General features: G+C 61.2%; 23 protein-coding genes and 2 tRNA genes. 12 read left to right on the plus strand and 13 right to left on the minus strand.

Annotated features, from left to right (window positions below; all coding sequences use genetic code 11):
- Nucleotides 1-118 precede the first annotated feature (118 nt).
- On the minus strand, nucleotides 119-1,438 hold the full coding sequence (locus tag VFO29_10160; protein ID HET9393865.1) for a S41 family peptidase: 1,320 nt from the start codon (nucleotides 1,436-1,438) through the stop codon (nucleotides 119-121).
- On the opposite strand from VFO29_10160, the gene VFO29_10165 reads away from it, so the two are divergent.
- Entirely contained in the window at nucleotides 1,430-1,810 is a 381-nt protein-coding gene (locus tag VFO29_10165) for a hypothetical protein (GenBank protein HET9393866.1), read from the plus strand. The genes VFO29_10160 and VFO29_10165 overlap by 9 nt on opposite strands.
- Here the strand turns inward: VFO29_10165 and VFO29_10170 are convergent.
- From VFO29_10170 to VFO29_10180, 3 genes are read right to left on the minus strand one after another with little or no spacing between them, the layout of a single operon-like run.
- A complete protein-coding gene (locus VFO29_10170; protein HET9393867.1) occupies nucleotides 1,807-2,259 on the minus strand; it encodes a hypothetical protein in 453 nt (150 codons plus the stop codon). The genes VFO29_10165 and VFO29_10170 overlap by 4 nt on opposite strands.
- 50 nt (nucleotides 2,260-2,309) lie before the next feature.
- On the minus strand, nucleotides 2,310-2,819 hold the full coding sequence (locus VFO29_10175; GenBank protein ID HET9393868.1) for an SRPBCC domain-containing protein: 510 nt from the start codon (nucleotides 2,817-2,819) through the stop codon (nucleotides 2,310-2,312).
- Nucleotides 2,803-3,153 (minus strand): metalloregulator ArsR/SmtB family transcription factor, encoded by a 351-nt coding sequence (locus VFO29_10180; protein HET9393869.1) that lies wholly within the window; start codon nucleotides 3,151-3,153, stop codon nucleotides 2,803-2,805. The genes VFO29_10175 and VFO29_10180 overlap by 17 nt, the downstream gene beginning before the upstream one ends.
- Before the next feature lie 109 nt (nucleotides 3,154-3,262).
- Between VFO29_10180 and VFO29_10185 the strand changes: the two genes are divergently transcribed.
- The 6 genes from VFO29_10185 to VFO29_10210 all read left to right on the plus strand — a co-directional run bounded on the left by VFO29_10185 (nucleotide 3,263) and on the right by VFO29_10210 (nucleotide 9,712).
- On the plus strand, nucleotides 3,263-4,111 hold the full coding sequence (locus VFO29_10185; GenBank protein HET9393870.1) for an MbnP family copper-binding protein: 849 nt from the start codon (nucleotides 3,263-3,265) through the stop codon (nucleotides 4,109-4,111).
- A gap of 4 nt (nucleotides 4,112-4,115) precedes the next feature.
- The gene (locus VFO29_10190) at nucleotides 4,116-5,252 is read left to right on the plus strand and encodes an MbnH family di-heme enzyme (protein HET9393871.1); all 1,137 of its coding nucleotides are present in this window, start codon (nucleotides 4,116-4,118) and stop codon (nucleotides 5,250-5,252) included.
- 71 nt (nucleotides 5,253-5,323) lie between these two features.
- Nucleotides 5,324-6,094 (plus strand): hypothetical protein, encoded by a 771-nt coding sequence (locus VFO29_10195; GenBank protein HET9393872.1) that lies wholly within the window; start codon nucleotides 5,324-5,326, stop codon nucleotides 6,092-6,094.
- Between the two features lie 90 nt (nucleotides 6,095-6,184).
- On the plus strand, nucleotides 6,185-7,468 hold the full coding sequence (locus VFO29_10200; protein ID HET9393873.1) for a hypothetical protein: 1,284 nt from the start codon (nucleotides 6,185-6,187) through the stop codon (nucleotides 7,466-7,468).
- A gap of 106 nt (nucleotides 7,469-7,574) precedes the next feature.
- Complete coding sequence (locus tag VFO29_10205; protein ID HET9393874.1) at nucleotides 7,575-8,717, plus strand: sulfotransferase; 1,143 nt, start codon at nucleotides 7,575-7,577, stop codon at nucleotides 8,715-8,717.
- 8 nt (nucleotides 8,718-8,725) lie between these two features.
- Nucleotides 8,726-9,712 (plus strand): UbiA family prenyltransferase, encoded by a 987-nt coding sequence (locus VFO29_10210; protein HET9393875.1) that lies wholly within the window; start codon nucleotides 8,726-8,728, stop codon nucleotides 9,710-9,712.
- A 1-nt stretch (nucleotide 9,713) separates the two neighbouring features.
- Here VFO29_10210 and VFO29_10215 read toward each other — a convergent pair whose 3' ends face one another.
- From VFO29_10215 to VFO29_10225, 3 genes are read right to left on the minus strand one after another with little or no spacing between them, the layout of a single operon-like run.
- Entirely contained in the window at nucleotides 9,714-10,526 is an 813-nt protein-coding gene (locus tag VFO29_10215) for a hypothetical protein (GenBank protein ID HET9393876.1), read from the minus strand.
- On the minus strand, nucleotides 10,526-11,509 hold the full coding sequence (locus VFO29_10220; GenBank protein HET9393877.1) for a hypothetical protein: 984 nt from the start codon (nucleotides 11,507-11,509) through the stop codon (nucleotides 10,526-10,528). The genes VFO29_10215 and VFO29_10220 overlap by 1 nt, the downstream gene beginning before the upstream one ends.
- Entirely contained in the window at nucleotides 11,506-12,342 is an 837-nt protein-coding gene (locus tag VFO29_10225; protein ID HET9393878.1) for a glycosyltransferase family 2 protein, read from the minus strand. Before VFO29_10225 ends, VFO29_10220 begins: the two co-directional genes overlap by 4 nt.
- Before the next feature lie 531 nt (nucleotides 12,343-12,873).
- Here VFO29_10225 and VFO29_10230 point away from each other — a divergent pair.
- Nucleotides 12,874-13,248 carry a hypothetical protein gene (locus tag VFO29_10230; protein HET9393879.1) on the plus strand — a complete coding sequence of 125 codons (375 nt, stop codon included), beginning with the start codon at nucleotides 12,874-12,876 and terminating at the stop codon, nucleotides 13,246-13,248.
- Between the two features lie 24 nt (nucleotides 13,249-13,272).
- On the opposite strand, the gene VFO29_10235 is transcribed toward VFO29_10230, so the two are convergent.
- Nucleotides 13,273-13,347, minus strand: a tRNA-Glu gene (locus tag VFO29_10235).
- A gap of 18 nt (nucleotides 13,348-13,365) precedes the next feature.
- Nucleotides 13,366-13,437, minus strand: a tRNA-Ile gene (locus VFO29_10240).
- 104 nt (nucleotides 13,438-13,541) lie between these two features.
- Between VFO29_10240 and VFO29_10245 the strand changes: the two genes are divergently transcribed.
- Nucleotides 13,542-13,970, plus strand: coding sequence for a CAP domain-containing protein (locus VFO29_10245; protein ID HET9393880.1), 429 nt, complete (start codon nucleotides 13,542-13,544; stop codon nucleotides 13,968-13,970).
- Between the two features lie 46 nt (nucleotides 13,971-14,016).
- Here the strand turns inward: VFO29_10245 and VFO29_10250 are convergent, their stop codons facing one another.
- From VFO29_10250 to ndk, 3 genes are all read right to left on the minus strand, one after another.
- Complete coding sequence (locus VFO29_10250) at nucleotides 14,017-17,019, minus strand: carboxypeptidase-like regulatory domain-containing protein (GenBank protein ID HET9393881.1); 3,003 nt, start codon at nucleotides 17,017-17,019, stop codon at nucleotides 14,017-14,019.
- A gap of 155 nt (nucleotides 17,020-17,174) precedes the next feature.
- A complete protein-coding gene (gene eno, locus VFO29_10255; protein HET9393882.1) occupies nucleotides 17,175-18,485 on the minus strand; it encodes a phosphopyruvate hydratase in 1,311 nt (436 codons plus the stop codon).
- A gap of 1 nt (nucleotide 18,486) precedes the next feature.
- Nucleotides 18,487-18,945 carry a nucleoside-diphosphate kinase gene (ndk, locus tag VFO29_10260; protein HET9393883.1) on the minus strand — a complete coding sequence of 153 codons (459 nt, stop codon included), beginning with the start codon at nucleotides 18,943-18,945 and terminating at the stop codon, nucleotides 18,487-18,489.
- 153 nt (nucleotides 18,946-19,098) lie between these two features.
- On the opposite strand from ndk, the gene VFO29_10265 reads away from it, so the two are divergent.
- Nucleotides 19,099-19,836, plus strand: a complete 738-nt coding sequence (locus VFO29_10265; GenBank protein ID HET9393884.1) for a biotin--[acetyl-CoA-carboxylase] ligase — start codon at nucleotides 19,099-19,101, stop codon at nucleotides 19,834-19,836.
- Here VFO29_10265 and VFO29_10270 read toward each other — a convergent pair.
- Entirely contained in the window at nucleotides 19,833-20,366 is a 534-nt protein-coding gene (locus tag VFO29_10270) for an archaemetzincin family Zn-dependent metalloprotease (protein HET9393885.1), read from the minus strand. The two genes, VFO29_10265 and VFO29_10270, sit on opposite strands and share 4 nt — an antisense overlap.
- A gap of 43 nt (nucleotides 20,367-20,409) precedes the next feature.
- Here VFO29_10270 and acpS point away from each other — a divergent pair, with 43 nt between their 5' ends.
- On the plus strand, nucleotides 20,410-20,775 hold the full coding sequence (gene acpS / locus VFO29_10275) for a holo-ACP synthase (GenBank protein ID HET9393886.1): 366 nt from the start codon (nucleotides 20,410-20,412) through the stop codon (nucleotides 20,773-20,775).
- On the plus strand, nucleotides 20,775-22,295 hold the full coding sequence (locus VFO29_10280) for an NAD(P)H-hydrate dehydratase (GenBank protein ID HET9393887.1): 1,521 nt from the start codon (nucleotides 20,775-20,777) through the stop codon (nucleotides 22,293-22,295). Before acpS ends, VFO29_10280 begins: the two co-directional genes overlap by 1 nt.
- Nucleotides 22,296-22,309: the final 14 nt, after the last annotated feature.

Genomic DNA, 22,309 nt, shown 5'->3' on the forward strand with positions numbered 1-22,309 from the left:
CACCGAGGGCGTCTGAATTCGACCGCGGAGCCATGGAGGGCGAGAGCGGTGCCAAGAAGCAGGGCGCGCGAAGGCGGGATGCCGGAGCACGACCGGGCCCGAGGTGGAATGAGGCGGGTTAGCGGTCGGCTATTTTTTTGGTGAGGATCGAGATCGCGGCTTGCAGCTGTGCGTCGTTGGTTGCATCGCCGAAACGCGCGTTCTTGTTTTCCGTCACCGCAAAATCCGGCTCGATGCCTTTGAGATTGATGTCGCGATGCTTCGGCGTCAGGTAATGCGCCGTCGTGATCTTGATCGCCGCGCCGTCCGGTAACTGCGTGAGTGATTGCATGACGCCTTTGCCGTACGTTTTCTCGCCGACCAGCACGCCGATGCCGTTATCTTGCAGAGCGCCCGCCGTGATTTCAGACGCTGAAGCCGTGTAGCGATTGACGAGAATGGTCATCGGCTTGGCGGGCAGCGCGTCTTGCGGAGCCTGCACGGTGTAAACGTGTGAGCCGCGCTCTTCGACGGTCAGCAGCGGATTGTTGTTGATGAACTTCGAGCTGATGTCGAGCGCCGAGTTGACGTAACCGCCGCCGTTGTTGCGCAGGTCGAGAATGTAGCCGCGCACGCCTTGATCTTCAAGGCGGTTCAGCGCCGCGCCGAACTGGTCGGGAGTTTCGCGGCCGAACGTCAAGATCGCGACGTAGCCGATCTTGCCGGGCAGCATCTTGTAGATGACGGTAGGAGGCTGAACGTCCGTGCGTGTCATCGCGAGCGTTCCGACCGGATTGCCGTCGCGCACAACTTGCAGATGCACTGTAGTGCCGGCCTCGCCGCGCAAGAGTTTCACGGCGTCTTCTTGTTTCAGCCCCTTGGTAGACGTGCCGTTCACGCTGATGAAATCGTCACCCGCGAGAATGCCCGCCTGATCGGCCGGGGTTCCGGGCACCACGTAGTATGCGCGGATGTACTGGGTTGCCGGATCGGGCTCGATGAGCACGCCGATGCCCGAGATCTTTTGCGGATCGAGGGCGTCGTTGAATTTCTGATACTCTTCGGGCGTGAAAAAGCTGGTGTATTGGTCGCCGAGCGCTTTAGCCATGCCGCCGATCGCGACGTAGGTGAGCACTGTCTCGGACTCATGCGTGGCGGTCTCGGTGCGCGCGATCTCAGCGGCGATCTGCGCGACGTTTTCGCCGCTGCTCGCGCGAGCGCGCATAACGGGCAGCGTCACAACGACGCCGCGGTGCGCGGCCTCGGCGGCAAGCGCCTTGCGGGCTCCGTCGAGCACGCCTTGAACGTCAACTTTTGAATAGTAGGTCGTCGTCAGAAGTTCGTAGCTCTGGAACAGGTCGCCCGAGGCCAGCCCCTGCGGGGCTGCCGGCAGGGCGGCCTGGAGTGCGAAAAGGATGGTTGCGGCAAAGGCCGCCCGTCGAAAGAGCCCGTGTATCATGTCATCCTAACGTTCGGCGGCCCGGGAGCGTTTGCATTGGCGGGCAGCCCTGCAACGCCGCACCGCCGAGGTAAGGTTATCGTTAACGTGGCTACAATCCAGCGCATCGAAAGTCAGATCGCCCGGGTGGAGGGCTTTAACGCCGTCTTCGTGACCGAAGACAAGCGCGACCTCAGGGGCGACCGTACCGGCATCCCCGGCTACTCCAACCGCTTTGCAAAAAAGGCGCCCGGCCGCATGACGGTCGAGGGCTGGAAGCAGCGGCGCTTTCGCGCGATCTATCCCGGTTTTGACGCCGACGTTCTCATGGCCAACGGCCAACCTGCGCGCGGCAATACGTTTCTGGAAACCGTCCGCAACTCATATCATTAGATGTTGGCGACCAGTTTGGACGCCAGCTCTTTTTTCAGCTTGTCCTCGCGCGCCGCAGATTTAGCAACGGGTTCGCGGAAGTCGCCGGTGACCGTGAGATTGACCAAGATACCGTTGCCGCCTTTGCGCACCAAAAGCCCCGACGGACTCATGTACGCTTCGTCCCCGATTCCGGCGACGGCCGGCCCTTTGGCCGTGTGCGAATACCATCCCCAGCTGCCCGCTTCCACTGAAACGGTGTTCAGGCCGTTACGATATTCGCACGTCGTAACGTAGTCGCTGAGCTTCTCCGAGCTGGTTTGTTTTGCTTGGGCGCCGATGACGCTTTGAGCCAGCGGTGCGGTGAGCAGGGCACATGCCGTCGGGCCCGTGTAGGAGGCGCCAAACGGGCATCCTGTCAGCGTGGCGACTGCGGCGGCGCCCAAGATAAGAGCCATCGATCTCTTCATAAAGAGCACTCCTTTGAAGCACTGCCTTACTCCCGGCAAAGTCCGGACACCTACATCGTCTTCAGGTGCTCGACGAGATGATCGAGCGTCTGTCCCCATCCGATTAGGGCACCGTTAGGCTCGGCAACGGAGAGCGGAATCGACTGCGTGACCGTGAGCTTTGTTCTCTTGCCGCCGTCGAGCGGTTCGAGCGTTACCGTCATCACCATCTCGTCGGGGAAATCTTCGCTTAACCCGCACTCCGCCGGTTTGAGGAAGTTTCCGTGCTCGTCTGAAAAATGCACCAGCGAGACCGTGCGCTTGGGAATCTCGACTTCTTGAAACGTGGCCTTGGAATAGACGGCGCGCCCTTCCCGCCACTGCGGCGACTGCATGCTGAACAACATCGTGCCGCCGGGGCGCAGGTCGATCTCGCAATGCGGAATCGTAAAGCCGTCGGGCGCGAACCACTGTTTCAGGTGCTCGGGTTCGTACCAGGCTTTGAACACGACATCCGGCGCGGCATCGAGCACGCGCGTAAGCGTTAGGATCGGTTCGGAGGTCTTATCGTTTGCGGCCACGGCTCTTCTCTTTTCCGTGCAGTTGCTGCACATAGGTTTCCAGGCGATCGAGGCGCTGCGCCCAGGCGCGCTCGTGTTGCCGCAGCCATGCGGCCAATGGCTCGAGCCCGCGCGGCTCGGCGCGATAATACGTGTTGCGGCCCTCACGCCGCGGTGAAACGAGCCGCGCTTCGTACAGGACTTTCAAGTGCTGGGAAACGGCCGGCTGCGAAACGCGGGCGTACGCTGTCAGCGCCCCCACACTGGCTTCTTTCTGGGCGGCAATGCGCTCGAAAATCGCGCGGCGCGTCGGGTCCGAGAGCGTACGCATGACCAGGTCCGGCGCGGCAGGCATGGCTTAATCATAAGCAATCACTTATATGTTTGTCAACCATTTCGCGCTATGTGCCCCAAGCTAACTCCGTACAAGACCGCGATGCTTCGTTCGCACTACGATGAAAGGAGTGACCTGGACAACCTCGGCGATCCGCATGCTCCTGATTTTAATCACGGTTCTGGCAGCCCGGGCTGTGCCGGGTCCCGCCGCGCCGCTAGGAGCCTCAGAGACTTTTCATATTCGCTTCGAGGCTACGGTCGGTGCGCGGCCGTTTCAGTGCGGCCTGGCATATTCATTGGGCCGTGACGGCGCGACCGCGACTCCCCAATACTTTCGTTTTTATCTATCCCAGGTCGCCTTGATTGCAGCCGGCGGAAAACGCGTGCCGCTGACGCTGCAGCAGGACGGCGTCTGGCAACGCCGCGACGTCGCGTTCCTGAGCTTCGAAGATCCGCACAGCGGCTGCGCCAACGGATCGCCGCAGTTGCACACGCAAATCGTGGGGTCCGCGCCGCGACAGCGCTACACCGGCATCGAGTTCGTGCTGGGAGTTCCCGACGATCTGGATCACGCCGACGCCACGATCGCTCTCTCTCCTTTGAATCTGTCCGACATGTTTTGGAGCTGGCAGGACGGTTACAAGTTCCTGCGGTTCGACGCCCGGGTCGCGTCGTCGGGCCGCTCCGCATCATACATTCTTCACGTAGGGAGCACCGGGTGCGTCCTGAGCGCTAAAATCGCGCACTGCGCGAGTCCGAATCGCGCCACCGTCGACCTGGACGGCTTCGATCCGGCCAAGAACGTCATTGTGGCGGACGTTGCGGATCTGTTCGCAGATGCAGACCTGATGCAGCTCGCCCAAAAGGGCGGGTGCATGTCGGGGCGCGGCGACGCGTGCCAGCCGGTCATGCGCGATCTCGGCGTGACCTTTGAAGGCGAACCGGCAGCCAAACAGCGGCTTTTTCGGATTCGTTAACGCTATGCGTTTTTTCGGAACTTTGGCTGCAACGTGGATTGCAGCCACCATTGCGATTGCGTCGGCCGGTCCCGCTGCCCATTATCGTTGGAACCTGCCACCATGGGCGGCTCCGCCGATCGTACCGAGCGATAATCCGATGACGCAAGAAAAAGTGACGCTCGGCAGATACTTGTTTTATGACAAACGCCTTTCGCTCAATCAGACATTCTCGTGCGCGACATGTCACCAGCAGCGGTTTGGTTTTACCGATAACAAGCCGACCGCAATTGGAAGTACCGGCCAGCATCATCCTCGCCGCGCATCGAACCTAACGAATGTCGGCTACAACACGGCGCTGACGTGGGCAAACCCAACGCAGCATTCGCTCGAGCGGCAGATGCTGTTGCCGATGTTCGGCGAGCATCCCGTCGAGCTCGGCCTTGCGGGTCACGAGAAAGTACTTGTCGCCCGGTTGCAGGCGCAGGCGTTGTATCGCAAACTGTTCGGCGAAGCATTCCCCGCCATCGCTCAGCCCATTTCGCTCGGAACGATCACAAAAGCGATCGCTTCATTCGAACGAACGCTTGTCTCGTTCTCCTCGCCGTACGACCTCTACCGGTATGGCGGCAAGCCGTCCGCGATTAGCGCTTCGGCAAAACGCGGCGAGGCGTTATTCTTCGGAGAAAAGCTGGAGTGCTTTCATTGCCACGGCGGCATCAATTTCAGCGATTCGTCGGCCGACATCCGGACGCGCATCTTTCGCACCGCCTACCACAACACGGGATTGTATAACATCGGCCCGGACGGAGCATACCCGGTCAATAATCCCGGACTGTATGAGTTCACGCGCCGGCCGAAAGACATGGGCGCGTTTAAGGCGCCGACGCTGCGGAACGTCGCCGTTCGCGCGCCCTACATGCACGATGGAAGCGTGAAGGACCTCGACGCTGCCCTCGACCATTACAGCGCGGGCGGGAGGACGATTACCGGCGGCCCCTACCGGGGCATCGGCCGCCTCAATCCCCACAAAGACCTGGTGATTCGAGGGTTTGCGTTAACCGCCCAAGAGCGCCGCGACCTCATGGCGTTCCTGAATTCGCTAACAGACCAAACGTTCTTAACGAATCCTGCGCTTTCAGACCCCTTTTTGAAGCACTAGAGACTGTATCTCGCGGACGCCCTGCCGATAGAGTATTTGGGAGGGACTCTCATGCGGAAACCGGCTCTTTTATGAGCCTTATTGGCCGTGCATTTGGTGCGCGTAGCAAACCACGCGGCGATGCGCCGCAGCAGCTCGAGAAGGTGCTGGGCGATTTGCAGGTCAGCGAACTGGAGAACGAGGACCGCTACGCCTTCAAAGCGCCGGCCGCGGCTGAAACCGTCACGGCTAAGCCGATCGAACCCACGGCGCCTCCCCCCAGCGCCGAAGATCATCGCGAGCGGCTCGAAAAGCTCCTGAACGACGCGCGGCAGATCTCGCAACTGCTCGAAAAAGAAGCGGCCGAAGCGGAGCTCGCTCAGAGTCTGCGGCTCGACGAAAAACGCGCCGCGGTCGCGAAACTTGCTGAGGCGGAGCGCGACGCTGAAGCGCAGGCAAGAGCGCTCACGGAACAGCGCGAGAACGCGGAACAGCATCGCGCTCAGATAGATGCTGAAGTAAACGCGGCACAGCACGCGGTTAGCGCTGCCGAAGATTCCGTTAAACACCTCGAGGCGCTCCTTGCAGAAGCTCGGGACGTCGTTATTCAGACCAAGTCCAATTTAACAAAAACCGAAGCCGGCGCTCGCGATGCCGCAGCGCAATTAGAGGCGGGCGCGGCGAAGATTCATGAAGCGGACGCCGCTATCGCGAAATGCCGCGAAGCTCGCCTGGCAGCGGAGTCGGAAGTTCACGAAGCCGAGGCGATAGCACTTGGCATCCGGCAAACGGCGGCTACGCTCAAGCAGCTGCGCGAGGGGCCAAAGCTGGTGGCGCCTACGGGAATCGAATCGGTCGATTAGCGGTTACTGAGGACCACCGGGCAAAAACGCCGCACGCGAGGACGATCGCCGCAGGCCGGATAACCGCTTAACGGCGGAGACCGGAATGCCATGATAACAGGCTTGCTCCTTGGCGTTTTGCTGGCGCAGACGCAAACGTACCCGTACGTGAGTGCGACGGTCACCGTTACCGTCACCGATGAAACCGGGGCGCCCATCCCCGAACGCGCCGTCACGATGTATTACTCCCTGCCCGCATTCGATCCCAACACGACCGGGCGCATCACCGCCGTAACCGACGCGAGCGGCGTTGCGACGCTCGCCGGAAATCTCTTCACGGGCACATGGCGCCTGCGCGTCAACGGTGGAAGCCAATTCGACAACGCCTTGACGGAAGTGGTCATCTCGCCGGACCAGCACTCCTACCAGCAGGCGATCACGTTACATCGCAGACGCGGCGGCCGATTCTCGGAACAGCGGTCGATCGTGATCGACGTCTTTGGTGTCGCGCCCGACGGCTCGCGCGTCCCGATAGCGGGAGCGACGGTTAGCGACGCGAGCGGAAATACGGCGGTAACGGGATCCGGCGGACGAGCGACGATGACGCATAACGGTGTGATCGGAGATCTGCGCGCCTTCACAGCCACGCCTCCCGACGGGGCAATGTGGAAGCCTAACTCCAATACGGCCGTTATCGGCCGGGGCGCCGGAAACACGACCGGGGTCAGCGACTATCTCCTGATCGAGCTGCAGCCTGGGCCTGCGTACCACGCACCAAACGGCAATACAGAGAAAACGCTCACGATATCGGTCTTGGATCACGACACAGATCAGCCCGTCAGCGGCGCCGTCGTGAATCTGATCGGCACGGCGGGCCAAACGCTCACTACCGGTACAACTGCTGCGCAGGGCGAGCTTTATTTCGCGAGGCTCAACGGCTATACGGATGCGCTTCGCGTCCAGGTGCTCGCGAACGGCTACCGCGGGGCCTTACAGAACGTACCTGCCGAGCTCTTCGACAATGGTAACGCAGTGTACACGGTCTATCTGTACAAGGCGGCGGTCTGGCAGGGCCGGTGGGTGGGCACCGATACAACGTTCACCATCGGACCGACCGACATGTCCGGCGTCTTCTTTATCACCTACGAACGCACGGTACAGAACCTCAACGAGACCGGCACCTTCGGCTGCCGTGTCGACCCTTCGCAGTACGGCACCGCCTCCTGCAACTGGCAAGGCCGCGGTGTTTATCACTACGACTCGGGAGACGTGACGGGCAACACCTCGGGTACGGCCACGCTCATCATGCAAGGCGACAATACGATCACCATGACGATCACACGCACTAATCCGAATCCAGCGACCTACAGCTTCTCGATCACGCGCAGTCCCTAAGATAGACTCCCGTCATCGCCGGCAAACATTAAACATTCGTTAGGTCCGTCGACAAGCCGGTTTTGCGGCGGGACTGGCATTCCTGAAATCCGAATGCGAACACGAATTGAAACGTGACTCCCGGTCGACTCGACCGCCGCTCATTGTTACGGGAATGCATCGATCCGGAACCTCATTCGTTTCGTCGCTTCTGCGCGAAGCCGGCCTCGATGTGGGCACTCGGCTTATGGCCGCCTCGAGGGGAAATGAGCGCGGCCACTTCGAGAATTTGGATTTCGTAGAATTCCACAGGCGCTGGCTTCGCCTTACCGGTCATGATGATTCGGGCTTGGCGGCATCCGGTGCGCTGACCTTACCTGCAGACGCCGTCGCGGAGGCCCGCGACATCCTTGCAGCTAACGCGCGCAACTCCGGTTGGGGCTGGAAGGATCCGCGCACGACGATTTTTCTTGACTTTTGGGCGAACCTGGCGCCCGAGGCATGCTACGTGTTCGTCTACCGCGAGCCGAGCGAAGTTGTTGATTCCGTTTTCCGCCGCAAAGATGAATCTATCCGGCTTTCACCGGAGCTCGCGGCCCAGGCGTACCTCAAACATAACAAAATAATTTTGCAATTTGCCCGAGCAAATCGCAGTCGCTGTGTAATCGCAAATGTGTCCGAAGTGGCTCGAAACCCGGATCGGTTCCTCGCCATGGTTGCGCAAAGATCCGGTCTTCATCTGAATCTTCACGCTTCATCGCCATTTGATCCCGAGCTTCTGCAGGTAATTGAGCCCGGTTCACTACGGCCGGCACTTCTGCGATATGTCTTGCCGCAAATCGAAAGCGTTTACAGCAGCCTCGAACGCGAAGCAGATCTTCCTGGAGGATTACCCCAAGCCAAGCGGCCATCGGCGAAGAGCCTTAGGGAAGCGTTCCTCAGCGAGTGGTGTCTTTACAGCGGGTGGATTGCATCGCGTGATGCCGGGTTGGCTTCGCGTCAATCGCAAATCGACGAGATGCGAACCTACTTCGCCGAAGCGGAGGCGAGGAATGCAGCGCGTGATGCCGAGTTGGCGTTGCGCCAATCGCAAATCGACCAGGTGCGCGCCTACCTCGCCGAAGCCGAGGCGGGAACTGCAGCGCGTGATGCCGAGTTGGCGTTGCGCCAATCGCAAATCGACGAACTGCGCATCTACCCCAAGATCCAGCGTGGGCTTGCGCGCGTTCTTGATTTTTTTCACCTCACGAAGGTTAGCGTCAGGCAATAATTCGCCCAATGTCATGGCTGTTTGTGCGGCAGCGAGCGTGGTGGTACAACAAAATACCCCTGTCTTTCATGCTCGTGCTCTTGCTCGCGGATGGAAAGCCACTCGACATCGCGGTCGGTGTGCTGTTCCTGACCGTGGTTCTGGCTGTGAGCGGCGCGGCGAACTACGGCTACGCGATCAACGAGCTTTTCGACGTCGAAGAAGATGCCCTGATCGGGCGTGGCAACGCGGCTGCTCGACTCGGCAGGCCGCGGATGTGGCTGGTCGCAGTAGTGTCGGCGTCGCTATCGCTCGCATGTGCTGCGATCGGGGGCGGAGTGCAGGCGATGGCGCTCACCGTTCTCGAGCTGTGTCTGCCGCTAGCGTATTCTGTGCCGCCGGTTCGCGTGAAAGAGCGGAAATGGTTGGGTGTCGCATCCGACGCGCTGGCCGCCCACGTCTATCCCGCCGTACTGGCGCTCATCGTGGCGCAGCATCTCGGGATTCGTTCCGTCACGCCTGCGCTTGTCGCATTTGCCGTCGCGTGGGCGCTGTCCGCGGGCGTGCGCGGTATCCTTTCGCATCAGCTTCACACAGCCGATCAAGATCGCGCAGCCGGGCTGCGTACCGTCGTTTCGGATATTGGCGCGCCTCGGCTTGAGCGCGGAATCGTTGCGCTGCTCGTACCGCTGGAGGCTGTCTCATTTGCAGGTACCGTCTTTTTGTGCTCGCCTGGGATCATTGCGTGGCTCTTCCTTGCAGCATATGCACTCTATGAAGGATACAAAACGGCGGCCGGAAGGTTCGAGGTCATGGCCTTTCGCAGGCAGGGTCAGCCATATATTCCAATGCTCGAGGAGAGTCTTTACAAGGCGTGGGGACCGCTTGTGTTTGCGTTCGATGCAGCACGCGTCGACGTGCGCTACCTGGTCTTCGTGCCGCTCTATATTGGGCTCTTCATGCCGCACATGCGCATCGAGTGGCACCGCATGCGCGTGCTTTTCGGCGCGAAGTAGCTTAGGCGTTCCAGGGAACGGGGCGCCCGTTCCAATGCACGATGCCGACGTCGGGGAGCGCTTCGCGCAGTCTTGCTGCAAGTTGGTCGTCCCATTGCAAAAGGTCTGGTGCGCCGTTGACGTGATCGACGCAGAGGTTCCAACGCGCATCGCCAAGCACCCGGTCTTCGAGGCCGAGCGACTGAATCGCCCAAATCAGCGCGCCCTGATCGTGCCACCGAAGTGCCGCGAGGATTCGCGCGTCGCGCGCTCCGGCTGCAATGGGCGCGATGTACGCGGCCAGCGCGGCGTCGTCACGGCCGCGGCGCCAGCCCGATACGCCGCCATTCACCGTTGGCGCGTTGCGGTCGAACGACCGTGCGATCGGCATAAGATCGTACAGCTCCGGCGAATTTGCGGTGAGATGCGGTGCCTTGTTCTCCGGCGTAAAGACCGGCCCGCCGTCAAGTTTTGCGAATAACTCGCCGAGCGAGCGCAAGACGAGCATGTCGCAATCGAGCCAGAAGACGTCGTTGCATGGGGCCGCGCGAATCAGGAGCGGACAGATCCACAACGGCCAAATACGCTTTGTCGGTTTTTTTAGCGGCGTTGCGCCGGCAGTTGCGATCTGCAGCTCTTCGATGAGCGGATCGTCGGGCAGGTCGAGCACATGGAGGTTGTCCAGCCCGGCGGCGTGAGTCAACTGTTCAGTCGTAAGGCCGATGTCGTAGCACATGACCGGATACGGCTGCATTTGTTGAATCGAGCGATGAAGCGCGAGAAGACCGGGGAAATAGGCCGCATCGCTAAGCGTTACGATGCCGCGTTCGAGCATTACGAGACTACCGAAAGCGCACCGGTGGATCGACGCAACGCAGTTAAACAACGCGCCGTAACATAAACGCGGTGCACGTCAAAGGCGCGCCACACGTCGCCTTCGCCGGCCTGAAATTCCCACACGCACGCTTGCGACGCCCACGAGCCATCGGGGGCCATGGAAGACAGCAAATAGTCGACGCCTGCATCCATCGCGGTTTTGTGCTCGGGGCGCCCAGCCAACGCGGCAACCGCCAGCGCGGCCTCGTACGGATCGCTCTGCGTGCCCCACGAGCCATCGGCGTTTTGTGTCTGCACGATGAACGAAAGCGCACGTGCAACCGGACCCGCGAACTCGGCCTTCGCATGAAAGACGTCGAGCGCAAGCTGCGTTCCGAACAGCGGGCTCGGGTAGAAGTACGACGGCCAAAAACCGTTCTCGTGCTGTGATTGCAGCAACACGTCGTAGTTAACGAACTCTTCAAGGTGTGTTCCCTGAAGCGCAAGGAATATGTTTGCGTTGACCTCGGGGTGTGCCAGTAAGTTGTGCGCGACCGAAACGTCTGTAGTCAACGAGGGCGGAGCCGGCGAATCGAAGGTCACGAACATCCGCTCCGGTTTGCGATAAAAACTCAACAAGCGCGTTGGCGGCCGATTGATCCCGAGGCGCTGCAACGTGCGCAAGGCGTAGGCGGAATCATCGGAATCGACATGGAGCATAAGGGATTGTTCGCGGTGGCAGCGCTCCGGAGGCGAGTATCCCCAGAGTCCCTCATTTTCTTCGGAAAGAATCCTGACCAAAATAAGGCTGCGGTCGATCTCATCCAACAGGCCCGTCATTGCTTCGGCAATAAAGGCCGCCGCAAAAATGTGACCGCTGTTGTCTGAGGCCCGAGCGGTGTCTCGACCGACGACCGATAATCCGTACACGCCCGATCTCAGGCGCTTTCGAAGAAACGCTGCGCCCTTGGCAACCACGGCGTCAATTTCCACTGCGCTCACTTGTGGGCAACGGCGGTATCTAATGCCCGCATCAGACGCTCGTCCCGCACGAGCGTCCCAAGTGCTAAGCCTGCGGCGACATCCGATTCCGACAAGCATTCGCGCTCCCATACGCGTTGAAAGTCGCCGTTTTTGCAGCATTCATAGAGCTGACGCCACGTGCGGCCAATCTCCGGCGGAAGTTCGTGATTGTTTGCGAGCGCTTGTGCGCCATTGACAATTTTGTTCTCGTACTGACGTCGCGTGCGCACCGGGAAGTGCAAGATATCGATTTCGGCCTGATGACTCTCCGGCTGCACGCCGCCAAACGTCGCAGCATGATTCCCGAAAGCGACCTCGACATCGTCCCGGCCGCGGTGCGCCGCCTTCGGCGGCAGCGGGTCGCCAAGCGCGTTACACGACGAAACCCAGCGCACGTCCATTCGCTTCCAGAACGGTTCGCCGTGCTCGTGTCGTGGGACGAAATTGCTGCGCTCAGCGGTCACAACATCGATGCCCGCCGGAACGTCGGAGAGCACATCCTTGAGCGAACCGTGGCGGGGTAGCCAGAATTCATCGGCGTCGCTGTTTATGACCCAATCCGCGCCGAACTCGGTATAGGCACGGCGAGCCATTGCGGTGACCCACCGGCTCTGCGCGTAAATGTCATTGGGCTGGAACTCGTAATGAGCGTGCCCGGAGCGCACGTACCGGTTGGCAATCTCCGCCGTCGCGTCAGTCGACAGGTTGTCCAAAATGAGAATGTAGTCGACGCCGTTGGCAAGATGAAAACGAATGTTCTCGTCGAGAATGTCGGCTTCGTCTCGAACGAGCATCGTCATAAGGAGCCTCATCTTGGTAACTGGGTTTCGGGAATCGCCGGTGCTTCTCCCAGAACGCAAAAAAAAGCCCGTAAAATCGAGAAATCGGGCTCTTCCCGGCTACCGAATAGAGAGGGTTCGGATAGCTCTTCTCCAAGCACCGAAATGCGGCGCTTCGGCGCCCGTAAGGAGGCTGATTTATGAAAAAGGCCCTTATTGCATTCCTCGCCCTGATGTTGCTAACGAGTCCTGCCACGCAGGCCGCAACCAGACAAGGCGACCACTACACAGTCACGGTTTATATTACGGGTGCTCAACACTTGGAAGAAGTCTTCGCGACTCTTTCAATCGGCCGTGGCCCTGTCAGCGACAGAGTCAGTAGCCAAACTCTTCGCCATTTTGAGTTCTTTGTAGTGGAGGGCTACTCCGCAGACTTTACGTTTTGGGGCGATAAGTGCCGGAGTTGCAAAATCAAGCGGCACTTCGATGCATCAGAACGGGTTCCTAAGAGGCTAACAATTGCGCTTCGATAGACGCCCTAATTTCAATTTGGAAACACTCGCTATGACAATGGCTGTCTTGGCCATTGGCGCAGTACCGTTCGTGCCCGCATCCGCACAGGAAGAGTACGCTGTCAAGGTTGTTCCGATGCAGCTTCGCCTAAAGGTCGGCGAAACGCGCAACATTCACGCTGAAGCAAAAGGCGATTGGCGGAAAATCGAGACTGTTGATCACTGCAGTACGTCGTTTTTCGAACCAGAGACCAAACACTACATCACGATTGACCGCGCGATTCCGAAACATTCGCCTGAGAGCGTCGCGCTGACGCTTGTTGTCACCGGAAAAACGGCAGGAGAATGCCTCATGATTTTTCGCGTGGTCGATCGCCGGGGTGACTCGGGTGGTCAAACGCACGTCTACATCACTATCAGAAAATAAGGGCCCGTAAAATCGAGCCCAGGTTGGTAGCGCCAACGGGAATCGAACCCGTCTTTCCGCCTTGAAAGGGCGATGTCCTAACCGATAGACGATGGCGCCACGGACGCGGCCTTCGTTTGGGCCCGGGAGGATTCGAACCTCCGCGCAACCAGTTATGAGCCGGCCGCTCTACCGCTGAGCTACGGGCCCCCCGAACAAAAGCGCCCGCTCGCTCGTTCCCATGCTAGGTGCGGCCCGCCTGCCAAAAGCAACCATGCAAAGTCGGGGCCGGCCTTGCCGAATAACTCTATACGATGCTTCATACCATTGTGCTTGGCCTAGCTCTGCAGAGTGTGCCGATATCCGTATCGGCCGAGCAGCGCATGCTTGCCGACCTCAACGCGACGCGCGCTCGCGCCGGCCTACCGATGCTGAAATTGGACAGCCGGCTGACGCAGGTGGCGCGCCAGCATGCCAGCGACATGGCCCTGCACAACTATTTCGCGCACGCATCCCTCAATGGTCAGTCGCCTTTCGATCGTATGAAGAGCTACCGGATCTCGTTCAGTTGGGCCGGCGAAAATCTCGCCATGAGCCCTGACGAACCAACGGCTTACCAAGCTCTTCTGCAAAGCCCCGAACATCGGGCAAACATCATGCAGCGACACTTTTCAAAAGTCGGTATCGCGGCGGTGCAAGAGCCGGACGGCGAAATGCTGTTCGTGCAAGACTTCACGGATTAAAAAAGAGGCCGGCAAAAAGCCGGCCTCTTCGCTTTCGCGATTTAGGTCATCGACCCGATCGCGCCGGTGATTTCGAGGATGTGCGCGCCATCCGCACCTTTAGCGTGGTTGCAACCGCACACTGCACCTGGAACGCAGGCGACAGGATCGGTTTGTATCCAACGCGTGTGGCTTGCAGCCGGTATGTGCCCGCGGGTACGTGGGCAAATATGACGGCTCCGGAACGGGTGACCGCCCAGTCGGACCGGCCGCTGCCGATCAAATGCAGCTTCGCGCCGGCGATGCGCTTGGCCGAAGCGATGTCTGCGACAGACACAATAACGCGTCCATCATTGCCGCACGCCGCCACGAGTCCGGTGTATGCAGCCGTGGCCGTTCCATTGTTTCCATTGGGTGCGGTCAGGGCGGCGCCATTCACCACGACGACGGAGCCGCCGGTCTGATCGGAGATGCCGGGACCACCGTGGCCGCGGCCACTTCCGGGACCGCCGGTGCCATTGCCGCCGTTGCCGTTGCCGGCGTTACCGCCGATTACCGACGATGCTGCTTGGCAAGCTCCGGCGTTGATCGACACGCAACCGCCGCCTCCATTGCGATTCCCGCCTGCATTCACGGCCGCGTCGTTGCCGGCCGCGGATCGGCTTTGGCTGGCGAGGTTGTTCGAAGGTCCGTTTCCAACGGACGCGGTGACTTTGCCCGACTGCGTCATGCTTCCCGAAGAAGTCACGCACGGTCCGGCATTGACTGAAACGCAACCCGCGGCCGAGCTCTGATTCGCGCCGGCAGTCGCGAGCGCATCATTGCCCGCCGCCGACCGCTGCGTATTCGCCAAGTTGTTGGGCGGTGTTCCGTTGCCTATGGCGATACCGGCCTTCGTTGCAGGGACCGTCGTATTGAGCGGGGTCGCCGAGCCGCACGCTCCGGCGTTGATCGCGACGCAACCCGCGGCCGCGTTGCGATTCGCGCCCGCCGTCGCCACCACGCCGTTGCCGGCCACGCTTCTATTCGCATTCGCCAGATTGTTAGCCGGCGTGCCGTTTCCGACAGCGGCGCTGACTCTTCCCGACTGCAGGGTGCTGCCTGACGAGGTTACGCAAGGTCCCGCGTTAATCGAAACGCATCCCGCAGCCGCGTTTTGATTCGCGCCGGCCGTTGCAAGCGCATTATTGCCCGCCGCCGTTCTTTGCGTGTTCGCCAGATTGTTCGGCGGCGTACCGTTGCCGATGCCGGCGCTGACTTTAGTTGCCGGCACGGGGACCGTGTTGGGACTCCCGGAAGATGCGCACGATCCAGAGTTGACGGAGGCGCAGCCAACGGCCGCGCTGCGATTCGCGCCGGCGACGGCGATTGCGTTATTGCGACCCGCCGACCGGTTCACGTTCGCAAGGTTGCTTGCGGGCGCGTTGTTCCCAACGGACCCGTTCACTCTTGCGCGCGCCACCGGGAGCGTACCCGTTCCGGCACCTCCTGACGGAGACGCGCAAGAGCCCGCATTGATCTGCACGCATGCCGCCGCGCCGGGATCGATCTTCTTACCCGCCGCTACCGACATGTGGTTGCCCGCCACCGTTCTGTTCTGGTGCGCAAGATTATTCCGGGGTGTGCTGTCGCCGGCGCTCGCGTTCACCGCGGTCGCAGGCGCCGTCGTAACATTCCCGGTGCATCCTGAATTGATCGTGCTGCAAGCGCTGGCGCGTACGACGTTCGCGACGCGCGAGCCCGACGTAACGCGGGCCAGCGTCTTGTCCAACGGTGTTACCGTTATCGGACTGCCCCGCGTCAGCCCAAGACTTGCAATCTTACCGAACAGGGTCGAAACGTCGCCATTTCCCATGCGAACCGACAGCGATTCGGGCCCCACCGTTACGACGTGGCCCTGCATGCTGCTCTTGCAGCTCGAGTTGGCCGTCGCGCATACATTTGCGTCGGCGAGCGTCGCCGCGTGCGTTCCCGATTGAACCCGGAAGTGCGCGCGATCGAGCGGTGTAATGACAATCGGCACGCTCGACGACGCGTGCAGCGACCCAACATTTCCTGAAAGCGTTTGGAGATCGCCGTTGGGAAGCTGTGCGGTCAGTCTGCCGTTTCCAACCGCCGTTACGGCGGCGCTGATCCCGTTGGTGGCAACCGCGGTTCCGCGCGCAACGGCCGCCAAATGCAGCAGTGTGGCACCGGAGAGTAACGATTTTACGTTGAGGCCGTCGGGCGAATCAACCGCGACGGTCTGGCCTGCGTGAGCTGCCGCCAGACGCACCATCGCTGAATCGGCTGCAAAGCTTTGTAGTTGATTGCCCATGCGCAGCGTGACCGTGTTTCCGCTTGCGCCGGAGACTTTTCCTAAATACGCGTCAGCCAAGGCTGATATCGGCGACAGCTGCACCGTTCTGCCGAAATCATGCGATACCGCAACGACGCGTGCGCCGACGCCGAAACGCGGCCTTTGATTCGCAGCCAGTGAGATGACGAACGTCTCGCCGTTTGGCGAAACCATCGTCACGTTGTTGTCATCGATCGCGATAACTGTTCCGCGGACCGCGTCATTCTGACCGACGATGCCGGTAAGATGGGTGCCGTCGACCGAACGCAGCATCACCGTTTTTCCAACGTACGCGCGCAGCGCAGCCGCAAGGCCGCGAGTCAGCGCGAGCGTGCGCGTGGATCCGTCGCGCAAACGAACGCGCGCCGATGTTGGCGTAACCGAAAGAACTTGCGCGACGAACTGTTGATGAGCCATCACTCCGATAGCGGACGCAACCGAAGATCTGAGCGAGGGCGACGAACCGGGGCCTTCCGGACGGGAAGGCGAGCTGCTCATCGTGCCGGGGCTAACTCCGCTGACGGTGCCGGCCGGTCCGCTCGGCAGCACACCGCCGCCGCGCGCTCCTCCCAGCGTACCTGAAACAGCGCCGCCGAGCGTTCCCGAAACAACGCCGCCGACAGTGCCTGAAATCGTGTTAAGTAAATCCGCGCGTGCGGGGATGCAAAGAGCGCATGAAAAGATGAACGAGAGAACCAGACCCGCCTGGGCTCGGCTGGATATGCTGCGCATAGGGCTGCTCGCTTTCGATGTTGTGACTCGAGTGAAGCGCCTTTATTGTTCCCAAAACGCATAGCCCATAGGCACTATAAGCAAGATTTAATCCACGCAGCAATCAGGCGCTTTACGACATTGGCTGAGAACGACGGCGGCTAGCCGCTTGAACGCTAGCGGTGCAAAGTTTTGAAAACGCTCGAACCGGCGTAGCGCGCAGCCGCGCCGAGTTCTTCTTCGATCGCCATCAATCGATTGTACTTCGCAATGCGATCGCTGCGTGAGAGCGATCCGGTTTTTATCTGCCCTGCCGACGTCGCAACCGCGATATCCGCGATAACCGAGTCTTCTGTTTCACCGGAGCGGTGCGAGATCACGCACGTAAACCCGGCCTTGTGCGCCATCTCCACGGCTTCGAGCGTTTCGCTCAGCGTCCCGATTTGGTTTACCTTTATAAGGATGGAATTCGCAGCGCGTTCGCGGATGCCGCGTTCCAGACGCTCCGTGTTCGTCACGAAGACATCGTCCCCGACGATCTGGCATCGCGATCCCAGGGCTTGCGTCAGCTGCGTCCACCCGTTCCAGTCGTCTTCGGCTAAGCCGTCTTCAATCGAGACTATCGGATACGTGTCGATCAGCTCGCGGTAAAAGTCCACCATCTGCGCGGCGGTGAACGCGCGCTTCGTATCGATCGGATAGTACTTTCCGTCCGCGAAGAACTCGGTCGACGCGGGATCGAGCGCGATTGCCACGTCGGAGCCGGGCTTGTAACCGGCAGCCTCAATCGCTTTCACGAGCAGATCGAGCGCCTGTGCCGGCGTGTCGAGATGCGGCGCATAGCCGCCTTCGTCGCCGACCGTCGTCGGCTGGCCCTGTTCGTGCAAGATCTTGCCGAGCGCGTGAAAGACTTCTGAGCCGTAACGAACGGCTTCATGCAACGACGGCGCGCCGAGCGGAACGATCATGCATTCCTGGATCTGCAATCCGCCCTCGGCGTGTTTCCCGCCGTTGATGACGTTCATGAGCGGCACCGGTAGGAGCGTCGCCGACGGCCCGCCGAGATAGCGATATAGCGGTACGGCAACGCTTGCAGCGGCTGCGCGCACTACCGCCAGCGATACGCCGAGCATCGCGTTGGCGCCGAGCTTGTTTTTATTCGGCGTCCCGTCCAGCGCGATCAGTTTTTCGTCGATCTCGCGCTGTTTGGTCGCATCCATTCCCTCGAGCGCCGGCCCGATGATCGTGTTGACGGCGGCAACCGCTTTGAGAACGCCCTTGCCGCCGTACCGCTTGGGGTCGCCGTCGCGCAGTTCGACGGCTTCATGCGCGCCGGTGGAGGCGCCCGAAGGAACCATCGCTTCTTCGACCGCGCCAAAACTTGTGGTCACCGTGACGGCGACCGTCGGATTGCCGCGCGAGTCCAAGATTTCGCGAGCGCGCACACCTTCGATCAGCGGTGGCCCGTCCTGCGGCTGGCGCCCCATTTTAGGTTTCGAAAATCCAGCGTTCCAGATCGTGGCGGCGCGAAACGAAGTCGGCCGGATCGAAGAAAATCTTCAACTCGCGCTCGGCGCTCTCGTGCGAATCGCTGCCATGCACGAGATTACGCCCGATCGTCTGCGCGAGATCGGCGCGAATCGAACCGGGCGCCGCGGCCAGCGGATCGGTAGCGCCCATGAGCTGGCGGCAGCCGGCAATTGCGCCTTCGCCTTCCACGCACATCGCGATCAATGGACCGCTCGTTATGAACTGCACCAGTCCGTTAAAGAACGGTTTGCCGTCGTGCTCCGCATAGTGCTTGCGCGCGCGCTCGCCGTCGAGCTGCATCAGCTTCATGGCGACGATCACATAACCGCGGCGTTCCAGCCGCGAGATAATTTCGCCCGAAACACCGCGCGACACCGCGTCGGGTTTGCAAAGAATAAGCGTTCGCTGAATAGCCATAGGATGGCGGGAGTACGGCCAATGGGCGCTGGGCGCCTCTCATGTGTCATGGTGAGCTTGTCGGGATGTCATCCTGAGCTTGTCGAAGGGCACCCCAGAGCGAGCGCTCCGCGTCCAGCGGAGCGCGCAGTCGAAGGGCGAACCGCGCCCCCTGTGACCCGCTTCGAGAAAATCCGCTACGTCGAATCGACCGGCAGCACCAACGACGATATCGCCAAATTGCTGGGCGAGGGCGAGGCGCGCGGACTGACGCTGGTTGCGGATTTTCAGACGAAGGGCGCCGGGCGCAAGGGCCGGAGTTGGATCGCGCCGCCGGGGAGCGCACTGCTGTTTACGACCGCATTGCCGGAGCCCGTTCCGTCGGGCGATCTGTGGATCGTGCCGTTCTGGATCGGACTCGCCGTTTACGAAGCGCTGGCGAACTTCGGCGTGCGTGCGCAGCTCCAGTGGCCGAACGACGTGCTCCTGAACGGCGCGAAGCTGGCCGGCATCCTGTGCGTGTCGCGCGTCGCCGGTGATGAGGCCTGGGCCGCATGCGGCGTCGGCATAAACGTGCGCCGCCCCGAAGATTCGAACGATATCGCCGGCATCGACCCGCCCCCGGCGTTTCTTTCCGACGTGCGCGAGCTCGAGCGCAACGAACTGTTGCAAGCGATTCTGCGTCGTGCCGGCGAGTCGTACGGAAGCTTGCAGTCGCCGCAATCGATCGCGCGTGAGTGGGAAAAAGCCGCGCTGATTCCCGGCGCGCGCTACCGGCTGCTGTTGGACGGCGCGCCCGCGCCCTTTGACGCTACCGCGCTGGCGTTAGGAAAGACCGGCGAACTCCTGGTAGATGCGGCCGGCTCGCGGCGCTGCGTGACGATGGCGCAGGCGCGCGTCCTGCGCGACTAGCTCCGCGCGCGGCTTCGCTTCTCGCAAACCTCGCAAAAGTGCGGCATCTTATTGTCGGTTTCGAAGATTGAGTTAGAATAGTGCATCGCGCAGCGCGCGTTGTAGCAATGCTTCAATCCCAACGAGTGCCCGAGTTCGTGAACGCATTCTTTGAGCGTGCGCTGGAAGAGCATGTTCTCATCCGCGTCTTCGCCATAGAATTCGTTGCGCAAGCGATGGATGGAAACGGCCGCGACCCGGCGCTGCTCGTCGGCGTCGCCGAAGACGAAGCGCTGCGAGGTCTTGTAGAGATCGAAATCGGTGATTCCCAGCAGCAGACCGCCGCCACTGCCGTACTCGCGCAAGATCTTCGTGGTCAGGGTCGGCAGAAAGAGCTGCCGCCGTGTGCTGTTCAGGCAGCTGCGTGAGAGCGCGAGCGGCCGTTCGACGACGACGTCATAGAGAAAACGCTCCGCCAAACAGAGTCCCAGACGAGAGAGAAAGGCGGGCTCGATCCCATTGACGGGAACGATACGCAATTGCATCTCCATCACTGGGGCGGTTTATTTCGACGCCCCCGCGAAAACGCCCGCCATGATCGTGGGCATCGGCACGGACCTCGCCGAGGTTGCGCGCTACCGCTTCAATGAAGACGAGCTCGCGTGGTTCGCCAGAAAGATTTACACGGACGAAGAGATGGCGTACGCACTGCGCAAGCGCGAACCCGCTCAGCGCTTAGCCGGATTTTACGCAGCAAAAGAAGCCACCCGTAAGGCGTTCGGCCACGCGATCCCCTGGCGCAGCGTCGGCGTAACGCACGAGCGCAGCGGCAAGCCTGCCATCCGGCTCTTCGGCTCCGCCGGCGCGCTACTCGAACAGCGCGGGGTCACGGCAATTCACCTGTCGATCACTCACACCGACTCCATCGCGGCCGCCACCGTTATTCTCGAGGGACGCTGATGCGCGTCTTCACCCCGCAGCAGATGCGCGAGATTGACCGCGCGGCGTTTTCGGAAGTCAGCGAAGACGCACTGATGCGCGCCGCAGGCAAACGCGTCGCCGAACGTGCCTTTGGCTTTGTGGGGGAAGGGCGCATCGTGGCGTTCGCGGGCAAAGGCAATAACGGCGGCGACGCATTCGCGGCGCTCGCTACGCTCCCGAAGAACTGCGCGCGCACCATCTATGCGGAAAAAAGCGAGGCGCCTTCCGCGGCACGGCGCGCGGCCGAACGCCGGGCGCGCGATCGCGGCGTCAGCGTGAAAGCATTTCCGCGCGACTTGACCGAGGCGCGGAAAGCCTTGAAGGGCTGCGTGCTGGTCATCGACGGTCTGCTCGGCACCGGTTCACGGTTGCCTATCCCCGCGCATTACGTGCCGGTGATAACCGCGATAAACGAAAGCGGCATCTCCGTGCTCTCGATCGATATTCCGAGCGGAACGGACGCGGAATCGGGCGCCGCCGGCGAACCGGCGATTCGCGCCAGGTACACGGTGACGCTCGGCGCGCTAAAAATTGGATTGCTGCTGGAGCCGGCTCGCTCGTACGCCGGAGCGCTCTTCCTTGGCGAGATTGGGTTGCCCCAAGCGGCGCTCGATTCGCAAACCGCTCAATACGAAGCGCTGAACGACACGGAGTTCGTCGCGCTCTTGCCGCACCGCGCCGCCGACGCGGACAAACGAAAGGCGGGCGCGCCGCTGATCGTAGCCGGATCCGAACAGTTTCCGGGCGCCGCGGTACTGTGCGCGCTCGGCGCCGCTCGCGCCGGAGCGGGATACGTCACGGTCGCTACGCCGCAAAGCGCGGCAACTGCCCTTCGATCGCATTTAATCGAACAAGTCGTGGTGACGATCGGCGACGGGAGCGCGGCCGAGGTAGTTGACGACCTGCTCGACGTCGCGAAGCGCTGCTCGTCGATAGGAATCGGTCCCGGGTTAGGATTGGACGACCGGACCGGCGAGATCGTGCGCGGCTTGGTGCAGCGCTGCGAGCTTCCGATGGTAGCGGATGCAAGCGCGCTCTTTCATTTTGCGAAGAATCTAGAACTTTTGCGCGACAAACCTATCGTGCTCACCCCGCATGAGGGCGAGTTTGCGCGGCTGTCCGGCAAAGGCACGATACTGCCGGGCGAACGCATCGCACGTTTGCGCGAGTTCGTCGAACGCACCGGGATTACGACGCTGTTAAAAGGCGAATCGACGCTGATCTACGACGGCAAGATGATGCACGTCAACACGACGGGCACGCCCGCGTTGGCGACCGCCGGCACCGGCGACGTGCTCACCGGAATGATCGCCACGCTGCTCTCGCAGGGGCTCGCGCCGGTCGATGCCGCACGCACCGCAGCCTATTGGCATGGACTTGCCGGCAAGCTCGCCCACAGGTGGCACCCAGTCGGCGTTATCGCGCGCGACGTTGCTGACGCGCTCGGTGCCGCGATTCCGCACGAACCGCCTGCGTCACCGCTGCTGCGTATCTTCTAGTGTCATGGTGAGCG

Origin of the sequence: Candidatus Rubrimentiphilum sp., assembly GCA_035710515.1 — a bacterium.
Taxonomy (GTDB): domain Bacteria; phylum Vulcanimicrobiota; class Vulcanimicrobiia; order Vulcanimicrobiales; family Vulcanimicrobiaceae; genus Rubrimentiphilum.